Origin of the sequence: Robiginitalea marina, from assembly GCF_024006985.1 — a bacterium.
In the GTDB taxonomy this organism is placed as follows: Bacteria; Bacteroidota; Bacteroidia; order Flavobacteriales; family Flavobacteriaceae; genus Robiginitalea; species Robiginitalea marina.
In genome coordinates this window covers 244331-263390 of the sequence record NZ_JAMXIB010000005.1, presented here as the reverse complement: position 1 = coordinate 263390, position 19060 = coordinate 244331, and the positions used below count along the sequence as shown (strand labels likewise).

At 54.0% G+C, this 19060-nt stretch carries 20 protein-coding genes and 5 tRNA genes; 3 read left to right on the top strand and 22 right to left on the bottom strand.

What is annotated here, in order from left to right; genetic code table 11:
• Positions 1-11 precede the first annotated feature (11 nt).
• The 22 genes from rpoB to NG653_RS08480 all read right to left on the bottom strand — a co-directional run bounded on the left by rpoB (position 12) and on the right by NG653_RS08480 (position 17062).
• Complete coding sequence (gene rpoB / locus NG653_RS08585) at positions 12-3821, bottom strand: DNA-directed RNA polymerase subunit beta (protein WP_252741280.1); 3810 nt, start codon at positions 3819-3821, stop codon at positions 12-14.
• Positions 3822-3950: 129 nt separating this feature from the next.
• The gene (rplL, locus tag NG653_RS08580) at positions 3951-4331 is read right to left on the bottom strand and encodes a 50S ribosomal protein L7/L12 (protein ID WP_252741279.1); all 381 of its coding nucleotides are present in this window, start codon (positions 4329-4331) and stop codon (positions 3951-3953) included.
• A 59-nt stretch (positions 4332-4390) separates the two neighbouring features.
• Positions 4391-4906: a 50S ribosomal protein L10 gene (rplJ, locus tag NG653_RS08575; protein ID WP_252741278.1), complete on the bottom strand. Its 516-nt coding sequence runs from the start codon at positions 4904-4906 to the stop codon at positions 4391-4393.
• 15 nt (positions 4907-4921) lie between these two features.
• The gene (gene rplA / locus NG653_RS08570) at positions 4922-5611 is read right to left on the bottom strand and encodes a 50S ribosomal protein L1 (RefSeq protein ID WP_252741277.1); all 690 of its coding nucleotides are present in this window, start codon (positions 5609-5611) and stop codon (positions 4922-4924) included.
• A 22-nt stretch (positions 5612-5633) separates the two neighbouring features.
• Positions 5634-6071 carry a 50S ribosomal protein L11 gene (gene rplK, locus NG653_RS08565; protein WP_252741276.1) on the bottom strand — a complete coding sequence of 146 codons (438 nt, stop codon included), beginning with the start codon at positions 6069-6071 and terminating at the stop codon, positions 5634-5636.
• A 138-nt stretch (positions 6072-6209) separates the two neighbouring features.
• Entirely contained in the window at positions 6210-6761 is a 552-nt protein-coding gene (gene nusG / locus NG653_RS08560; RefSeq protein ID WP_252741275.1) for a transcription termination/antitermination protein NusG, read from the bottom strand.
• Between the two features lie 9 nt (positions 6762-6770).
• Entirely contained in the window at positions 6771-6959 is a 189-nt protein-coding gene (secE, locus tag NG653_RS08555) for a preprotein translocase subunit SecE (RefSeq protein WP_252741274.1), read from the bottom strand.
• Between the two features lie 152 nt (positions 6960-7111).
• Positions 7112-7184, bottom strand: a tRNA-Trp gene (locus NG653_RS08550).
• 76 nt (positions 7185-7260) lie between these two features.
• Positions 7261-8448: an elongation factor Tu gene (gene tuf, locus NG653_RS08545; protein WP_252741273.1), complete on the bottom strand. Its 1188-nt coding sequence runs from the start codon at positions 8446-8448 to the stop codon at positions 7261-7263.
• A gap of 231 nt (positions 8449-8679) precedes the next feature.
• Positions 8680-8751 (bottom strand) — tRNA-Thr (locus tag NG653_RS08540).
• 88 nt (positions 8752-8839) lie between these two features.
• Positions 8840-8912 (bottom strand) — tRNA-Gly (locus tag NG653_RS08535).
• Between the two features lie 407 nt (positions 8913-9319).
• Positions 9320-9402 (bottom strand) — tRNA-Tyr (locus NG653_RS08530).
• Between the two features lie 27 nt (positions 9403-9429).
• Positions 9430-9503, bottom strand: a tRNA-Thr gene (locus NG653_RS08525).
• 86 nt (positions 9504-9589) lie between these two features.
• Positions 9590-9907 carry a ribosome hibernation-promoting factor, HPF/YfiA family gene (gene hpf, locus NG653_RS08520; RefSeq protein WP_252741272.1) on the bottom strand — a complete coding sequence of 106 codons (318 nt, stop codon included), beginning with the start codon at positions 9905-9907 and terminating at the stop codon, positions 9590-9592.
• A 22-nt stretch (positions 9908-9929) separates the two neighbouring features.
• Positions 9930-10832: a tyrosine-type recombinase/integrase gene (locus NG653_RS08515; RefSeq protein WP_252741271.1), complete on the bottom strand. Its 903-nt coding sequence runs from the start codon at positions 10830-10832 to the stop codon at positions 9930-9932.
• Positions 10833-10913: 81 nt separating this feature from the next.
• Positions 10914-11108, bottom strand: coding sequence for a 30S ribosomal protein S21 (gene rpsU, locus NG653_RS08510; RefSeq protein WP_252741270.1), 195 nt, complete (start codon positions 11106-11108; stop codon positions 10914-10916).
• 64 nt (positions 11109-11172) lie between these two features.
• The gene (locus NG653_RS08505; RefSeq protein WP_252741269.1) at positions 11173-12339 is read right to left on the bottom strand and encodes an acyl-CoA dehydrogenase family protein; all 1167 of its coding nucleotides are present in this window, start codon (positions 12337-12339) and stop codon (positions 11173-11175) included.
• A 10-nt stretch (positions 12340-12349) separates the two neighbouring features.
• A complete protein-coding gene (locus tag NG653_RS08500) occupies positions 12350-13189 on the bottom strand; it encodes a ComEA family DNA-binding protein (RefSeq protein ID WP_252741268.1) in 840 nt (279 codons plus the stop codon).
• Between the two features lie 28 nt (positions 13190-13217).
• Entirely contained in the window at positions 13218-15284 is a 2067-nt protein-coding gene (locus tag NG653_RS08495) for an amino acid carrier protein (protein WP_252741267.1), read from the bottom strand.
• A gap of 178 nt (positions 15285-15462) precedes the next feature.
• A complete protein-coding gene (locus NG653_RS08490; protein WP_252741266.1) occupies positions 15463-16470 on the bottom strand; it encodes a potassium channel family protein in 1008 nt (335 codons plus the stop codon).
• 3 nt (positions 16471-16473) lie between these two features.
• Positions 16474-16695 carry a PspC domain-containing protein gene (locus NG653_RS08485; protein ID WP_252741293.1) on the bottom strand — a complete coding sequence of 74 codons (222 nt, stop codon included), beginning with the start codon at positions 16693-16695 and terminating at the stop codon, positions 16474-16476.
• 55 nt (positions 16696-16750) lie between these two features.
• Complete coding sequence (locus tag NG653_RS08480) at positions 16751-17062, bottom strand: rhodanese-like domain-containing protein (RefSeq protein ID WP_252741265.1); 312 nt, start codon at positions 17060-17062, stop codon at positions 16751-16753.
• Positions 17063-17281: 219 nt separating this feature from the next.
• Here NG653_RS08480 and NG653_RS08475 point away from each other — a divergent pair, with 219 nt between their 5' ends.
• From NG653_RS08475 to NG653_RS08465, 3 genes are read left to right on the top strand one after another with little or no spacing between them, the layout of a single operon-like run.
• The gene (locus tag NG653_RS08475; RefSeq protein WP_252741264.1) at positions 17282-17731 is read left to right on the top strand and encodes a MarR family winged helix-turn-helix transcriptional regulator; all 450 of its coding nucleotides are present in this window, start codon (positions 17282-17284) and stop codon (positions 17729-17731) included.
• An 8-nt stretch (positions 17732-17739) separates the two neighbouring features.
• Positions 17740-18387: an NAD(P)H-dependent oxidoreductase gene (locus tag NG653_RS08470; RefSeq protein ID WP_252741263.1), complete on the top strand. Its 648-nt coding sequence runs from the start codon at positions 17740-17742 to the stop codon at positions 18385-18387.
• A 41-nt stretch (positions 18388-18428) separates the two neighbouring features.
• Positions 18429-19004 (top strand): YceI family protein, encoded by a 576-nt coding sequence (locus NG653_RS08465; protein ID WP_252741262.1) that lies wholly within the window; start codon positions 18429-18431, stop codon positions 19002-19004.
• The last annotated feature ends 56 nt before the right edge of the window (positions 19005-19060 follow it).

Here is a 19060-nt window from a genome sequence, read left to right as displayed (position 1 = left end):
TACAATGGGGTTTACTCCTCCAGACGGATGTCGAGGCCCAATCCCTTGAGCTCGTGCATCAGTACGTTGAAAGATTCCGGCAATCCGGGTTCCGGCATGCTCTCGCCCTTGACGATGGCCTCATAGGTCTTCGCGCGGCCGATCACGTCATCCGACTTCACGGTAAGGATCTCCCTCAGGGTGGCAGAGGCTCCATAGGCCTCCAGGGCCCAGACCTCCATTTCCCCGAAGCGCTGGCCTCCGAACTGCGCCTTCCCGCCCAGGGGTTGCTGGGTGATCAGGGAGTACGGCCCAATGGAACGGGCGTGCATCTTGTCGTCGACCATGTGGCCCAGTTTGAGCATATAGATCACCCCTACGGTAGCCTTTTGGTGGAAACGCTGCCCCGAGCCCCCGTCGTAAAGGTAGGTATGCCCGAACCTCGGGATTCCTGCCTCGTCGGTGTACTTGTTGATCTGGTCCAGAGAAGCCCCGTCAAAGATCGGCGTGGCAAACTTCCTGCCGAGTTTCAGTCCGGCCCACCCGAGTACGGTTTCGTAAATCTGCCCGATGTTCATCCGGGAAGGTACCCCCAGGGGGTTCAGTACAATATCCACAGGGGTACCGTCTTCCAGGAACGGCATGTCTTCCTGACGCACGATCCGGGCCACGATTCCCTTGTTTCCGTGGCGACCAGCCATTTTGTCGCCCACCTTGAGCTTGCGCTTTTTGGCGATGTAGACCTTGGCCAGCTTCATGATGCCCGCCGGCAACTCATCCCCCACCGAAATGGTGAATTTGTCGCGCCTCAGGTTCCCCTGCAGGTCATTGAGCTTGATCTTGTAATTGTGCAACAGGTCGGCCACCAAACGGTTGGTGTCCTTGTCCGTGGTCCAGCTGCCCCCTACCAGGTGGGCAAAATCGTCTACGGCATTGAGCATTTTAAGGGTGTATTTCTTACCCCTTGGGAGCACTTCCTCGCCCAGGTCGTTCATCACGCCCTGGGAGGTTTTCCCGTTGACCAACTGGAATAGTTTATCGACCAGCACATCCTTGAGCTGCTGGAATTTCACTTCGTATTCCAGCTCTAGCTTGGCGATGGCCTCTTTGTCCTCGTTGCGCTTGCGCTTATCCTTGATAGACCGCGAGAACAACTTTTTGTCGATCACCACGCCGCTAAGGGAAGGCGGTGCCTTCAGGGAGGCATCCTTTACATCCCCGGCCTTGTCGCCAAAGATGGCGCGCAGGAGTTTTTCCTCCGGGGTGGGGTCCGATTCCCCTTTGGGGGTAATCTTCCCGATGAGGATATCGCCGGGCTTCACCTCGGCCCCAATGCGGATCATCCCATATTCATCCAGGTCCTTGGTAGCCTCCTCGGAAACGTTCGGGATGTCGTTGGTAAGCTCTTCAGCCCCCAACTTGGTATCCCGGACCTCCAGGGCGTATTCATCGATATGGATTGAGGTGAAGATATCTTCCCGCACCACTTTTTCGGAGATCACGATAGCATCCTCGAAGTTGTATCCTTTCCAGGGCATGAACGCTACCAGGAGGTTGCGCCCCAGGGCGAGTTCCCCGCTCTCGGTGGCATACCCCTCGCAAAGTACCTGCCCCTTTTTCACCTTGTCGCCTTTGCGGACGATAGGTTTCAGGTTGATGGAGGTACCCTGGTTGGTTTTGCGGAACTTGACCAGTTCGTAGGTCTTGGAATCCTCGTCAAAGCTTACTTTACGGGCTTCGTCACTGCGCTGGTACTTGATGGTGATTTTCTGCGAATCCACATATTCCACCACCCCGTCACCCTCGGCGTTGATCAGCACCCGGGAATCGGTGGCCACCTGCCGCTCCAGCCCGGTACCCACGATGGGGGAATCGGGTTTAAGCAGGGGTACAGCCTGCCGCATCATGTTCGATCCCATCAGCGCCCGGTTCGCATCATCGTGCTCCAGGAAGGGGATCAGCGAGGCGGAAATGGAAGCGATCTGGTTGGGCGCCACATCGGTGTAGTTGATCTCTTTGGGGTCAACCACCGGGTAGTCTGCCTCCAGGCGGGCGATAACCTTATCGGTATCGATGGTACCGTCCTTCTTCAGGGGGATATTCGCCTGGGCAATTTTCATCCCCTCTTCCTCCTCGGCACTTAAAAAGATATAATTCTGGGTATCGACTTTCCCATCCGCCACCTTGCGGTAAGGGGTCTCCAAAAAGCCCATCTGGTTCACCTTGGCGAACACGGACAGGGACGAGATCAGACCGATATTGGGGCCTTCAGGGGTTTCAATCGGACACAGGCGCCCGTAATGGGTAAAGTGGACGTCCCGAACCTCGAATCCGGCGCGCTCCCGGGAAAGTCCCCCGGGCCCGAGGGCAGATAACCTGCGCTTGTGGGTGATTTCTGCCAGGGGGTTGGTCTGGTCCATAAACTGGGACAATTGGTTAGTCCCGAAAAAGGAATTGATCACCGAAGACAGGGTCTTGGCGTTGATCAGGTCGATAGGCGTAAACACCTCGTTGTCGCGGACATTCATCCGTTCACGGATCGTCCGGGCCATCCGGGCAAGCCCAACCCCGAACTGGCCGGAAAGCTGTTCCCCGACGGTCCGAACCCTCCGGTTGGAGAGGTGGTCAATGTCATCGATCTCCGCCTTGGAGTTGATCAGCTCGATCAGGTATTTGATGATGGTAATGATATCTTCGCGGGTAAGGACCTGTTTGTCCATCCCGATATCGAGTCCCAGTTTCTTGTTCATCCGGTACCGTCCCACTTCGCCCAGGTTATAGCGCTGGTCGGAGAAGAAAAGTTTGTCGATGATGCCGCGGGCCGTTTCCTCATCGGGCGGCTCAGCATTCCGCAACTGGCGGTAGATATGTTCCACTGCTTCTTTTTCCGAGTTGGTCGGATCTTTCTGCAGGGTATTGTAGATGATGGCGTAATCGCTTTGGGTGCTGTTCTCCTTGTGCAAGAGGATGGTTTTTACATCCGTCTCCACAATCATGTCCACATGTTCCTTCTCCAGCACGGTATCCCGATCCAGTATGATCTCGTTCCGTTCGATGGAGACTACCTCGCCGGTATCCTCATCCACAAAGTCCTCATGCCAGGTTTTCAATACCCGGGCTGCCAACTTGCGGCCAAGGATTTTCTTAAGCCCGGCCTTGGAAACCTTCACTTCCTCCGAAAGGTCAAAAATCTCCAGGATATCCTTGTCGCGTTCAAACCCGATCGCGCGGAACAGGGTGGTCACCGGCAATTTCTTTTTCCGGTCGATGTAGGCGTACATGACGCTATTGATATCGGTGGCGAACTCGATCCAGGAGCCCTTGAAGGGGATTACCCGGGCCGAGTAGAGCTTAGTCCCGTTGGCGTGGAAAGACTGTCCGAAGAATACCCCGGGGGAGCGGTGCAGCTGCGAAACCACCACGCGCTCTGCCCCATTGATCACAAAGGTCCCGCTGGGGGTCATGTAGGGGATGGTACCCAGGTACACATCCTGTACAATGGTTTCAAAATCCTCGTGTTCGGGGTCGGTACAGTACAGCTTCAGGCGTGCCTTCAGGGGTACGCTATAGGTAAGCCCGCGCTCAATACATTCCTGAATCGTATACCGGGGCGGATCTATAAAGTAATCCAGGAATTCCAGAACAAACTGGTTCCGGGTATCAGTGATGGGGAAGTTCTCCATGAAGGTCTTGTACAGGCCCTCATTCTCCCTTTCGTCAGATTTTGTTTCAAGCTGGAAAAAATCTTGAAAGGATTTTATCTGAATGTCCAAGAAATCCGGGTATTCCGGTATGTTCTTAGCGGATGCGAAGTTTACTCTTTCAGTCTGTGTAGTGAACATCTATGGACAAAATTTTGATCGTGAATACTCCATGGGCGGCATATGGCTTTATATGCCCTGTATAAAAGGGTTTAGGTCTAGCCGCCCTGAGGCGGAAAGACCTAAACCTAAACCCTGTGGTTGGCGCTTTTATTTAAGCTCAACTTCAGCTCCGGCTTCTTCCAGTGAATTTTTGATCCCTTCAGCTTCGTCTTTGGAGATTCCTTCCTTAACCGCCTTGGGAGCGCTGTCTACGATCTCCTTGGCTTCTTTAAGGCCGAGTCCGGTAAGTTCCTTAACCAGTTTTACAACGGCCAGTTTAGAACCTCCTGCTGCTTTAAGGATTACATCGAATTCGGTTTTTTCCTCAACGGCTTCCGCGCCATCGCCTCCGGCCGGACCGGCAGCTACAGCTACTGCAGCAGCGGCAGGCTCGATGCCGTATTCTTCTTTCAAAATATTAGCCAGTTCGTTTACCTCTTTTACGGTAAGGTTTACCAACTGTTCTGCGAATTCTTTTAAATCTGCCATTTTTCTATCGTTTTAAAATAGGTTTGAAAATTTATACTTAGGTTTTAGTGCGTACACGGTTATTTTTCGGAAAGGGTCTTCAGGATACCCGCCAGTTTGCCGCCTCCGGACTTCAGTCCTGAAATGACATTCTTGGCAGGGGATTGCAGCAGGGCCACAATATCCGCGATTACCTCTTCCTTCGATTTGATGTTCACCAGGGCATCCAGTTTGTCGTCCCCGATGAAGATGGCTTCCTCGATGAAAGCGCCTTTGAGCAGCGGACGATTCGACTTTTTGCGAAAGGTCTTGATCAGCTTGGCGGGCGCATTCCCCGTATCGGAAATCATCAGTGAGGTGCTTCCCTTGAGGACTTCCGGCAAATCGCCGAATTCCTTGTCTGAAGCCTCCATGGCTTTGGCCAGCAGGGTGTTTTTCACCACCGCCAGTTTAATATTTGCTTTAAAGCAGGCCCGGCGAAGATCTGAAGTGGTACCGGCATCCAGACCGGAAATATCGGTCAGATAGATCGTGGTCCCCTCCGCCAGCTGGGCGGTCAGATCTTCAATTACAGTTGCTTTTTCTTCTCTGGTCATCTTCCCTGTTTTTTGTTAGACCGCTTTCGGGTCGAGTTGAACACTGGGACTCATGGTGCTGGAAAGGTAGATGCTCTTCATGTACACCCCTTTTGCAGCGGCCGGCTTAAGCTTCACCAGGGTATCGATCAGTTCCTTGGCATTTCCCGCGATCTTATCAGCCGGGAAAGATACCTTTCCGATGGCTGCGTGGACAATCCCGGTTTTATCTACCTTGAAATCGATCTTTCCTGCTTTTACTTCGGCTACAGCCTTGGCCACATCCATGGTCACGGTACCTGTCTTGGGGTTCGGCATAAGCCCGCGGGGCCCCAGGATCCGCCCAAGCGGCCCCAGTTTCCCCATCACGCTGGGCATGGTGATGATCACATCCACATCCGTCCAGCCACCCTTGATTTTTTCCAGGTACTCGTCCAGGCCGACAAAATCGGCTCCGGCTGCCTCAGCTTCCTGCGCTTTGTCAGGGGTTACCAGTGCAAGGACTTTCACATCCTTTCCGGTTCCATGGGGGAGGGTTACCACCCCGCGTACCATCTGGTTGGCCTTTCGGGGATCTACCCCAAGGCGAACCGCGATATCCACGGAAGCATCGAATTTTACATTGGTAATGTCCTTGACGAGCTGAGAAGCTTCCTGCAGGGAATAGAGCTTGTCGCGGTCGACTTTCGCGCGCGCTTCTTTTTGCTTCTTCGTTAATTTTGACATCCTAAAAGTGCTTTTGCAATGATTAAAAAGGGCGCTTACCGGCTACCTTGATCCCCATGGAACGGGCAGTACCCGCCACCATGCTCATGGCAGATTCGGTTGTGAAGGCATTCAGGTCAACCATCTTGTCTTCCGCAATCTGCCGAATCTGATCCCAGGTAACGCTACCTGTCTTGGCGCGGTTCGGTTCTCCGGACCCTTTTTTAATTTTGGCCGCTTCCAATAGCTGAACAGCTGCAGGTGGGGTTTTTACGACAAAGTCGAAAGACTTGTCCCCATAGACGGTGATAACAACAGGCAATACCTTGCCCTGTTTGTCCTGCGTACGCGCATTGAACTGCTTGCAGAACTCCATGATGTTAACGCCGGCAGCACCTAAAGCGGGTCCAACCGGTGGCGACGGGTTCGCAGCACCTCCCCTAACTTGTAGTTTAACTACTTTACTTACTTCTTTTGCCATTGTTCAATTAATTTACAACTTCGACCGGCTTCACCCGGTCCTGGTCTCCCCCGCCGGCCACATTGAACGGCCTGCGGGAAAAGGTAAAAGTGTGTTTGAATTGGAAGCAACTACACTTTTAAGCGTAACAATTTATTTTCAGACTTTCTCTACTTGCATATAGCTCAGTTCCAGCGGCGTTTTCCGGCCAAAGATCTTCACCATCACTTCGAGCTTGCGCTTCTCCTCATTGATCTTTTCCACCGTGCCGTTGAACCCGTTAAACGGGCCGTCGATTACCTTGATGGTTTCCCCGATGATAAAGGGGATAGCCACCGAATCGGAGGTAATAGCCAATTCATCGACCTTCCCAAGCATTCGGTTCACCTCCGATTTCCGCAGGGGAACCGGGTCGCCCCCCTTGGTCTCCCCGAGGAATCCGATCACGTTGGTAATGGAGCGGATTACGTGAACCATCTCGCCCGTCAGGTGGGCCTTTACCATAATATATCCCGGGTAGTACACCCGTTCCTTGTTTATTTTCTTTCCGTTGCGGATCTGCACCACCTTTTCAGTGGGGACGAGAACCTCTTCCAGGTAGTCGCCGAAACCGTGGCGCTCTACCTCACTCTCAATATATCCCTTGATCTTGTTCTCCTGTCCGCTAACGGCGCGCACTACATACCACTTCTTCTCCAGTTCTTCCGCCATAGCCACTCCTTAACCGATTAATGCATTAAAATACAGCTGAATAAGTTTGGAAAACAAAGAATCCACCCCCCAGGTTGCCAGGGCAAAGACAATGGAAAACACTGCCACAATCACCATGAGGTTCGAGGCCTCGGCCCGGCTGGGCAGGGTGACGTGATTCTTGAGTTCCTCATAGGATTCCTTGAAATAGGTCAACATGGTTCGCTGCTATTAATTTTAGAAGGAAGTTGCAATTCCCCTGGAAAATATCCGGTTTTATCTTGTGCGGGTGGTTGAGTCGATCCACAGTGCCAAAAGCCAACGGATCGCAATTCATTCAATCCAACGCGCACATTCCTTTAATCATTCAGCACGGGAGGAGAGACTCGAACTCCCGACACCTGGTTTTGGAGACCAGTGCTCTACCAACTGAGCTACACCCGTATTTACAGTGAAAGGGTTCCCTCCCGATACGGATCAGGACGGGACCCCTCACTGCCTTGGCTAAGCTTTTGTACGCTTAATCAAGAATCTTGGTTACCTGGCCGGCACCTACCGTACGACCTCCTTCGCGAATCGCGAAACGCAGACCTACGTTAAGGGCGATAGGCTGGAGAAGATCCACGGTAATGGTCAGGTTGTCCCCCGGCATCACCATCTCTACCCCATCGGGCAGGACAATGGTACCAGTTACGTCCGTTGTACGCACGTAGAACTGGGGACGATAGTTATTGTGGAAAGGGGTATGGCGACCACCTTCTTCTTTTTTCAGGATATACACCTCAGCCTCAAATTTGGCATGGGGCTTAACAGATCCGGGCTTGCAGATTACCATTCCGCGCTTGATATCTTTTTTCTCGATACCGCGCAGCAGGATTCCAACGTTGTCACCAGCCTCACCCCGGTCGAGAATCTTACGGAACATTTCCACCCCGGTAATGGTAGAGGTCAGTTTTTCAGCACCCATACCGATGATTTCAACGGGGTCACCTGTCTTGGCCACTCCGGTTTCGATACGGCCGGTGGCAACCGTTCCACGTCCGGTAATGGTGAAGACGTCTTCAACAGGCATAAGGAATTCCTTGTCCACATCGCGCTGCGGAAGTTCGATCCACTCGTCAACGGCAGCCATCAGATCCCTAACGGTCTGTACCCATTTATCCTCCCCGTTCAGGGCACCCAGGGCAGAACCGGAAATCACCGGGCTGTTATCGCCATCGTACTCGTAGAAAGAAAGCAGTTCGCGCACTTCCATTTCCACCAGTTCCAGCAGCTCTTCATCGTCTACCATGTCAACCTTGTTCAGGAACACCACCAGGCGCGGGATACCAACCTGGCGTCCGAGCAGGATGTGCTCGCGGGTTTGTGGCATGGGTCCGTCGGTAGCGGCCACTACCAGGATCGCACCATCCATCTGGGCAGCACCGGTAACCATGTTCTTCACATAGTCGGCGTGACCCGGACAGTCCACGTGGGCATAGTGGCGGTTGGCCGTTTGGTACTCCACGTGAGAGGTGTTGATGGTGATACCCCTTTCTTTTTCCTCGGGAGCGTTGTCGATAGAATCGAAGCTCCGGGTTTCAGAGAGCCCGTCTGCAGCCAGCACGGAAGTGATGGCGGCGGTCAGGGTAGTCTTACCGTGATCGACGTGTCCAATAGTACCAATATTTAAGTGTGGTTTGGAACGATCAAAAGTTGCCTTAGCCATTTTAAGTGATTTTAATCTTAGTTTATATTAGTGTACAAGTTTACTTCCAGAGCCGACGACGGATCCCGAAAACTCCCGGGAAAACCCCAGCCTCCCGGGGAGGTTGGAATCCGAAGCCCGTTGTAGACTTCTTGCTTTCGAGCCAACTACGGGCCCCGATGGCTATCGGGGGAACACGTGACCTCTAAAAGAGGTTCAGGTTCGAAGCCCGTTGGTGACTTCATACTTTCGAGCCAACGACGGGAATTGAACCCGTGACCTCTTCCTTACCAAGGAAACGCTCTACCCCTGAGCTACGTCGGCTTTATGGGCAATGGGTACCAGGCGGCCCGAGGACCATCCGGGTTAACCCCCAAGCATGCGATACTGCCAACTATGCCCAAGGTCTTTGAGCGGGAGACCGGGTTCGAACCGGCGACATTCAGCTTGGAAGGCTGACGCTCTACCAACTGAGCTACTCCCGCATTTATAGAAATTCCAATATTTCAAATTCCGGACCAGACGTCCGCAAGGGACTTACGAAAGCAAGCTTTCGACGTTCGGAAATTATTCTTCAATGAACATCCTTCCCTAGGCAGATTACCTCCCCTCCCGATAATTATCGGGACTATCGGGGTCGGTGATCCGGACCGAGCGCCCGAAAAAGGTCCGGTGGACCTTTTTCAGCGAGGGGCCAGCTGGTGCGCCGGCGTCCTGTCCGAATCTTATTTAGTCACTGCCTTTTAGGCGATTTAAAACTCAATGAACTTCCGAAACCAGTGGATTACCTCACTTCGCTCGGTGATCCTGGTTCGGGGAACCTGGATCAAAGAAAATTTCTCCGTGGTCTTACAAGAGCGAGCTCTTGACACCCACTTGGAAATTTTCTTTGTGGGGAGAGCAGGATTCGAACCTGCGAAGGTGAAAACCAACAGATTTACAGTCTGTCCTCGTTGGCCGCTTGAGTATCTCCCCGAACCCTTTATTTCCTAAGAACTTGAGAGCCGATGGAGGGACTCGAACCCACGACCCCGAGATTACAAATCACGTGCTCTAGCCAGCTGAGCTACATCGGCTTTGTGGGCCTTTTTATAGCATAAAAAAGTCCGCTATTTCTAACGGACTGCAAATGTAGATAATTATTTATTTAATCAAAATATTTTTAGAAAAATTTTAGGGCGTTCACTACCTTCGGTTTCCTTTTCTTTTTAACCAGTTTTCGCTCCAGGGAGCCGCAGGCAGAGTCCACTGCCTCCTCGAAAGATTTGCACTGTTTTTTGACTATAAACACATCTTTTGGGACATGGAGTTTTACTTCAGCCGTTTTGTTGTCCTTGGCACTGGTGTTCTCCACTTTCAGGAAGACTTCGGCACTGGTGACCCGATCGTAGAACAGGTCGAGTTTATCAAGCCGCTTCTGGATATAATCGAGGAGTTTTTCATCGGCATTGAAGTTGACAGATTGGGTGTTTACCTTCATAAGCTGCTAGGTTTGAGGGTTACTAAATGGTATCCCGCTTTTTGTTCCTCGGGTGGGATTCCAGGTGGATTCGCTTTAATTCGGCAATGCTGTTATGGGTATACACCTGTGTGGAGGCCAGAGAAGCGTGTCCGAGCAATTCCTTGACCGAATTCATGTCGGCTCCCTGGTTGAGCAAGTGGGTCGCAAAAGTATGCCGAAGAACATGAGGGCTCCTTTTAGCCTTCTGGGATACCTTACTAAGGTATTTATTTATAATCCTATAAACAAGGGCTTCATACATTTTATTGCCTGAAGCAGAGAGAAAAAGATAAGGGGTATCTGCCTGGGGAAATTCCGCTTCCCGGACCTTAAGGTAGCTTTGGAAAAGCGGGGTCAGCCCGGTGAGCAGCGGCAGGACCCGTTCTTTATTGCGTTTACCCAGCACCCTGAGGGTTCCCGCGTCCAGATCGAGGTCGGCCAGCCGTATCCCGATCAGTTCGGCCCTCCGGATGCCCGTAGTGTAGAGCAGGTCCACCAGGAGGCGATCGCGCAGGCTTTCATAACCCGGCTCTTCAGGCCATTGGGTAAGCAGTTCCCGCATCTCCCCGACCGAAAATGGAATTTCCACCTTTTTTTCAGACTTAAGGGGCCGATGGGACGCCAGGGGGCTCGTGGGGATCCGGCCCATGCGTACCAGATACTTGTAATACGCCTTAAGGGAAGCCACCTTCCGGTTGACGCTTCGGTTGGTGCACCCCCCTTCGATCTGTGCTATGATCCAACTGCGGACCACGCTGTAGGGCATCTCCTCAAGGGGTTCTTCACCGTGTTCGCCTGCACAAAAGACCCGGAACTGTTCCAAATCGCGGAGGTAGGCCTCCACGGTGTGGGCCGAGTACTTTTTCTCCAGGGCCATATAGTTGCGGAACTGCTGTAGCGACATCGCCTAAAGATACGAAAGCGGCAAAAAAAAACCCGGAATCCCTAAAGGGAATCCGGGTGTTATCGCAAAATGGCGACCTGACTAGATCTCTTCCTGATCCCTCAGGCGCTGGATATACTGAGCTTTGAGGTTCTGCTGGCGTTTTTCCACAGAGGGCTTGGTGAACTGCTGCCGTTTGCGCAGCTGACGCATCGTGCCGGTCTTGTCGAATTTACGCTTAAAGCGCTTCAACGCTCTGTCGATGTTTTCTCCTTCTTTAACAGGTATAATTAACATAGGCTACCACCTCCTTTCATTTGGCATTCGGGCTGCAAATATAGTGGCATTCTTTCGAATTGCCCTAATCTTTCAAAATATTTTTTGCAATGACCACCTTCTGGATTTCCGTGGTCCCCTCCCCTATGGTGCACAATTTGGAGTCGCGGTAGAATTTCTCCACCGGAAAATCCTTGGTATACCCGTACCCACCGTGGATCTGAACCGCTTCGCTGGCTACCCGCACGCAAACCTCAGAGGCATACATCTTGGCCATCGCGCTCAGCTGGGTCACTGGCTTGCCGCTATTTTTTAGGAAGGCGGCCTTATGTACCAGAAGTTCTGCGGCCTCGATTTCAGTGGCCATTTCAGCGAGCTTAAAGGAGATGCCCTGAAACTGGCTGATGGGCTTGCCAAACTGCACGCGTTCTTTAGAGTATTTCAGGGCGGCTTCATAGGCCCCTTTGGCAATCCCCAGGGAAAGTGCCCCGATAGAAATCCGTCCACCGTCAAGGATTTTCATGGACTGGATAAAGCCCTCCCCTACCGGCCCAAGGCGATTGGCATCGGGGATCCTGCACTGGTCAAACACGAGTTCAGCGGTTTCACTGGCCCGCATGCCCAACTTGTTTTCCTTTTTCCCGCTGCTGAAGCCCGGGGTGCCCTTTTCCACCACAAATGCGGTCATTCCGCGGCTGTCACCCTTTTCACCGGTACGGGCGATCACTACCGCAACATTTCCGCTGCGGCCATGGGTGATGAAGTTCTTTGCCCCGTTAAGGATCCAGGTGTCCCCGTCCTTTTTGGCCGTGGTATTCATCCCCCCGGCATCTGAACCGGTATTGTGCTCGGTGAGGCCCCAGGCCCCGATCCATTCCCCGGAGGCCAGCCTCGGGATCCAGCGCTCTTTTTGCGATTCGTCCCCGAACATCAGGATGTGGTTCGTACAAAGGGAATTATGGGCCGCCACGGAAAGTCCGATGGAGGGATCCACCCTGGAGATCTCCTCCAAAATGGCGATGTATTCGTGGTATCCCAGGCCGGAACCGCCGAGCGATTGGGGGACCAAAATCCCCATAAAGCCCATTTCCCCGGCTTTCCGCAAGACGTCCACCGGCAGGGTCTGAGCCTCGTCCCACTCCATTACATGCGGCTGTATGTACTGCTGGGCAAAGCTCCGGGCAGCCTCCGCAACCATGCGCTGGGTCTCGGGGTACTCAAAATTTACGGGAGTTGATGTTTCCGTTATCATGGCAATTTTTTTAGAGCCCCAAATATAACTCAATTCTCTCAATTTTGTCGGCGGGGAACCCGGGCACCTGCAGCAACTCCTCCAGATTGCTATAGGGCCCCTGCCGATCCCTTCGGGACACGATGGCAGCGGCCAGAGTCCGGTTGAGGTAGACCAGGGAAGCGAGTTCCTCCACCGTGGCTTCATTCAGCGGAATTTTCCGAACGTGGGGTGGGTCACCCAGGGGAAAGGCCCGGCTGACCTCCCGGGCGACGGAAGCATCCAAACCGTAGACGTCCAGGAGTTGGGATTCGTGCAAAAACCCGCCCAGGGCCTCCCGGAATTTTACAATCCGCCTGGAAAGCACCGGGCCAATGCCCCGAACGGCCTCAAGTTCCGGGGCTGTTACCCGGTTCAGGTCAGTCCTGCCCGCCCGAAGGGGCGGGTGCGACTTTGTACGGGGGAAGCGAAGGTATGGAGCCAGTCGGCTTACAGTGCTGTCAGGCAGGCCGCTCACCCGGCGGAAAGCCTCCAGGTTGTCCAGGGTCCCCCCCTGCTCCCGGAAAGCGTAAAGACGGTCCAGTGCCGGCGGCGGTATCCCGAGGAGGTAGCCCCGGTACTCGTTGATGCGGTTTGCCTCATAGGCTCCTGGCGTCCCGGTTTTTTGTTCCGATACCTGTTGGTGCCTGAGCGAATCCAGGCGCCGCTGCCAGAGCGTATCCACCACCAGGCCGGAGCGGCGCCCCCGCGACCGGTTCAGGTTTGAAACCCCATAACCCACCGCCTGCAACAGTGCGGTGAGCAGGAGGAAATAAAAAACCCCACTTCGCACTCCCGGGTGTTGCGCAAAGTGGGGTCCTGGTCGCCTCATGGCCCAAAAGTAGGGCCCGGGGCTGTGGTTATCTTGCAGTCTGCTTCCTGAACAGCTGGTTGCTCTTCAGGCGCTTCAGGTAATCATCAAGGTCTTTCCGAACCTCCCCGGACATGATATAAAGTCCGATGATATTGGGGAAGGACATGGCCAGGATCATCATGTCGGAGAAATCCAGGACAGCGCCAAGGCTCACGGACGCCCCGATGACCACAAAGATGAGGAAGAGCATTTTATAAACCATTTCGGAACGCCTGCTTTTGCCGAAGAGGTAGGTCCAGGCGCGCATGCCGTAATAGGACCAGGAAATCATGGTGGAAAAGGCGAACAGGAAAACGGCAACCCCAAGCACATAGGGGAACCAGGAGATAACGCTTCCAAAGGCATCTGAGGTTAACTGTGCCCCGGCCATCCCTTCCACTTCGTGCATCCCGGTAAAAATCAGCACCAGGGCCGTTAAGGTACACACGACCACCGTATCGATAAACGGTTCCAGCAGGGCCACAAACCCTTCCGAAGGGGGGTTGTGGGTTTTTGCCGTACTGTGCGCAATAGCCGCGGAACCCACCCCGGCCTCATTGGAAAAGGCCGCGCGCTGGAATCCGACCACCAGTACCCCGATGATGCCGCCCTTAAGCGCCCCCGGGTTGAAAGCCCCTTCCAGGATTGCGGAAAAAGCGGGTCCTATATTCTGGATGTTCATGATAATCACAGCAAGGGCGGCGATGATGTAAATGGAAGCCATCAGGGGCACTACGCGGCCGGTAACGTTGGCAATGCTGCGGATCCCCCCGATAATTACCACCCCCACCAGGATAGCGGTAACCACCCCGAACCAGAACCCATTGCCCTGGAGCACATGGAACTGCCCGGCCAGTTGTTCAAAGGACTGGTTGGCCTGGAACATATTGCCTCCCCCAAAGGAAGCCCCAACACACAAAACGGCAAACACCCCGGCAAGGACCTTGCCGAGACCCTTCATATTGCGCTTTTCCAACCCATAGCGCAGGTAATTCATCGGCCCCCCGAAAACCCTGCCGTCAGGGAGGATGTCGCGGTATTTCACCCCCAGGGTACATTCCACAAATTTTGAGGACATCCCGAGCAGGCCGCAAACGATCATCCAGAACGTAGCCCCGGCCCCGCCAAGGGATACGGCTACAGCCACCCCGGCGATGTTCCCGAGCCCTACCGTCCCCGAAACCGCCGTGGCCAGGGCCTGGAAATGGGTCACCTGCCCGGGGGCTTCAGGGTCGTCGTATTTCCCCTTGGCCAGGTCTATGGAATGGCGGAACCCCCGGAGGTTGATAAAGCCCATCCGGAGGGTAAAGAAGGTGGCCCCGAGCACCAGCCAGATCACGATGAAGGGGATCCCGTTGGAAATGGGGTCCCCATTGGGGTGGGTCAGGACTATTGGCTCGTCATAGACAATATCTGCCAGGTAATGGGCCCCCTGCTCAATGACGTGTTCCAAATTTTCTGAATTGTAGACCACTCCCCCTTCTTTGACCAGGTGCCGGAGGGTACCCCCGGCCAGGGCGGTTACGGTCAGGTCTGCCCCGCCGTCACGGGAAATGGTGGCAATCGGGTCGCCTTTGCTAATGGCAGCCCCGTCGGGACGGATCCATTTTTTCAGCACAAACCGGTCCTTCACCTCAGGGGACCAACCCGGGATGGGAATCCGCTTCTGGTCGGCATACACCTGGGGGTCATAAAGTCCGGAAGCCGCAAAAGGGTCCCAGAACAGGATAGCCCCCAGGGCCCCAACCGCCGGGGTCATGGCCCCGTTGAACACCTCAGCGATGGCCTCTGTGGGCACCGTGTTTACCCGGGTCACGGTATTTCCCATGGCATCGGTAATCACTGCTGTATAAGGGATTCCCTCGGTAAGGCCGGTCGCCCGTCCGGAGCTTAAGGGGGTGCTTTGGTTGCTCCATTTAAAGGTATAGGGGGGCCTTCCCCCGGAAACCTCCAAATGGATCACCCCATCGTTGATATTACGCGAAGGGTTGCTGATGGTTTCCCTGACCTTCAGCTCCTGGGCGGCAGTGGCCAGGCACAGGAAACTAAACAGGAGGACAAATGCATGCTTCATATGGGTGGTTTGAGTTAGATTGTTCTGGTCTTAGGATGGGGCAATATCCTAAAAAAAAATTACCCCATCAAATTCTAACCCCTTTAAAGCAGACCGGGGAGATGGCCGGTGCCTTCAGGACAAAATTGCCCGCGCCGGGATCCTGCCGTGGGGCCCCGCGATCATGGTTCCCCGGGGGCTAGCCGATCCGGAACATTTCGTTCAGTATACGGATCTGATCGGGCCTCCCCAGGACGATAACCTTGCTGCGGGGTTGCAGGGGCATATCTGCCTCCGGGTTAATGATATAGGTGCCGTCGGGGGTAACATATCCGATAATGGTGCACCCGGTTTTGCGGCGCAGGTCAAGGTCGCGAAGGGTATTGCATTCCAGTTGACTGGTAAAGTCTTCGATGTGGACTTCCTCGAGGTTCGTCGTATGCTCCCCTTCCATGGATAGCTTATCCATAAAGGTGATCAGGTCGGGGAGGACCACCAGGGACGCCATATGGTCGCCGCCAATCTTATCGGGCATAATGACCTTATCGGCCCCGGCGAGCTGTAATTTTTTCTGTGAGCTGATCTGGGAGGCCCTGCTGATGATGAAGAGGTCGGGGTTGAGCTGCCGGGCCGAAAGCACCACAAAGAGGTTGGCGGCATCATCGGGCAGGGTGGCAATCAGGCTGCTGGCCCTTTGGACCCCGGCGGCGAGGAGGATGTCGTCTTCCACGGTATCCCCTTCCAGGAAAAGGATGTCATCCCTATGTTTCTCAATAATATCCCGGTCCTTTTCAATGACAACAAAGGGTTTTTTGTAGGCCTTCAGGCGTGCCACGGCCTGGGACCCGTTCCGCCCGAACCCGCAAACGATGACGTGGTTATCCAATCGGTCGATCTGCTGTTTCACTTTTTTCTTTTTTAATAGTTCCATGGAGTTCCTGCTGAGCAGGTATTCGGTAATCACCGAAAGGGCAAAGGCAAAAATAAAGACGCTTGAGGCGATCAGTACAATGGTAAAGAGCTGCTCCGAGGCACTCAGGGGGCGGATTTCGCGAAAACCCACTGTAGTTACCGTAATTACGGTCATGTACAGGGCATCGATCCAGGAGAAGTCGGAAATATACCGGTATCCGAGCACCCCCATGATGAGGACCGCGCCCATCAGGAAGAGCGCGAGGTAGAATCTGGATCGGAACAGGCGAAACATGGGCTAAAGGTCAAAAACGGAAGTCCGCTTCGTATAAATCAGGTCTTTGATACGCAGCCAGAATGCGAGGAACAGGTAAAGGGCAAACCCGAAACCAAGGGTCACGAAAGTGAGGTAGATAAAAGTGGTCCGCACCACCCGGGTACGGATCCCAAGCCGCTCGGCAATCCGGCGGGATACTTCAAAACCCCGTTTCTGGAAATAATACAGGATGCGGTAAAACAGGTTAAGGGACCTGGAGTTATCGGGGTCCTGCCAGGTTGTACCTGTGCCTGTACGCCTAGAAGGTAACATCCCCTTCCCATTCAATCATACCCCCCATGAGGTTGAAGGCAGCGGAGAACCCGCGGGAAGTCATCAGGGCGCAGGCCTGCCCGCTCCGGTTACCCGAACGGCAATACACGTAGTAGTGTTTCGATTTGTCCAGGGCGTCGAGGCCCTCCAGGAATTCCTGGGGCTGGTAAATATCGAGGTGGATGGCCCCGGGAATATACCCCTCTTCCATCTCTTCGCTGGTGCGCACATCCAGGATGACGGCGTTTTCGTCATGCTCCAGGCGGGAGCGCCATTCTTCTTGTGTCAGGTCAGCCATAGGTACAACAGTTTTGGCAAAAATACACAATCCTGCCTTACCGTAACACCCGCCAGGGACCCCGGCCTATATCCATTCCCGGGATTGCCCGGGCCCCTGGGGGCCCCCTTTTGGGTATTTCGGGCGCAACAAAAGCGATTTAACAAAAAATTAGGGGCAGGGCCCTTGGAAAAGCAATTATAAATAATATACATTTGTATATACAATAGTTGTATTGGTATGAATGTAGAGGCATATATAAAAACCGGGGGTCCGCTTCCCCTGGAACGGCGCACCATCATCCACCTGGTGCTGGTGCACAACCACCTCCAGGACCAGCTGACGCAAGCCCTGAAACCTTTTGATATCAGCCTACAGCAATTCAACGTAATGCGCATCCTCCGGGGGCAGAAAGGAAATCCTGCCAACCTGAGCACCATCAATGAACGCATGGTCAGCCGCATGAGCAACACCACCCGGCTGGTCGACAAACTAATCGCCAAGCACTATGCCGAGCGGAAAACCTGCCCGGAAAACCGGCGGAAGGTCGAAATCAGGCTTACGCCAAAAGGACAGGAAATCCTGACAGAAATGGACCGGGCCGTGGATGCCGTGGAACGGGAAGTGCTGAAACCCCTGGACGAGGGACAAATGAAAGAACTAAACCACCTGTTGGACCTTATTTTTTAACCCTTACTATGATAAAGACTGTTGTAAACGAATACCTCGAAGCACTGAACTGGCGGTACGCCACCAAAAAATTTGACGCTGGCCGGACCCTGTCTGAGGACCAGGTGGAGCAGCTGTTGGAAGCCGTTAGGTTAAGCGCCTCTTCCTATGGCCTGCAGCCCTATAAGGTGTTGTTGGTGCGCGACCCGGAAATCAGGGCCCGCCTCCAACCCGCCTGCTGGAATCAGCCTCAGGTAACCCAGGCTTCCCACCTGTTTGTACTGGCCAGCCCCACCGATTTTGGGGGGGAACTCATCGACACCTATCTGGACGAAGTTGCCGGTTCGCGCGGAATCCCCAGGGAAGGCCTGAGCGGCTATGGCGATTTCATGAAATCAAAACTTCTGGGCCTTTCCGCGCAGGAGAAGTCGGAATGGGCGGCCAGGCAGGCCTACATTGCCCTTGGGAACCTCCTTGCGGCAGCGGCCTTCCTTCAAATCGACACCTGCCCGATGGAAGGCTTCGTCCCGCAACAGGTAGACGAAATCCTCGGGTTGCCGGAAAAGGGCCTGACCGCCACGCTGATCATCCCGGCGGGCTACCGTTCCGGGGAAGACGCTACCCAGCATGCCCGCAAGGTGCGCCGGCCTGCCGCTGAGATGTTCATATCTGTTTAATTATCCATAACCCTAACACTTTTAATTTAATCCATTTGACTATGAAACGTTCTATTTTTACCATTGCATTTGCCCTTGTGGCCTCCGGCGTATCCGCTACTGAACCCGTTGAGGTGGAAAGGAAGGAAGTAAAGGCCGGCGAAAGCACCGTAACATGGAAAGCCTACAAAGTGACCGGTTCCCACACGGGTACCGTGGCCCTGAAGTCGGGGGCGCTGCTTTTCGAAGAAGGCCAGCTTACCGGCGGGGAATTCGAGGTGGACATGACCACCCTGATTGCTACCGACCTGGAAGGGGAATCCCGCCAAAAACTGGAAGGACACCTGAAATCCGATGATTTCTTCTCCGTGGAATCGCACCCCTCCTCTACCCTGGTCTTCACCAGTGTGAAGGCTACCGGCAAGAACTCCTACGAAGTCACCGGAGACCTGACCATCAAGGGAATCACCAAGCCCATCACCTTCGATGTTTCCGTGTACGGAAGCAAGGCAACCGCCACGGTAAAGGTGGACCGCGCCCAGTACAATGTGCGTTACGGGTCGGGAAGCTTTTTTGAAAACCTGGGTGACAAAACCATCTACGATGAGTTCGACCTTGTAGTGGACCTCGAATTCTAGTAGGATTGCACAGTCTTGAAAACACCGGGAATTCCCGGTGTTTTTTTATGCCCTGT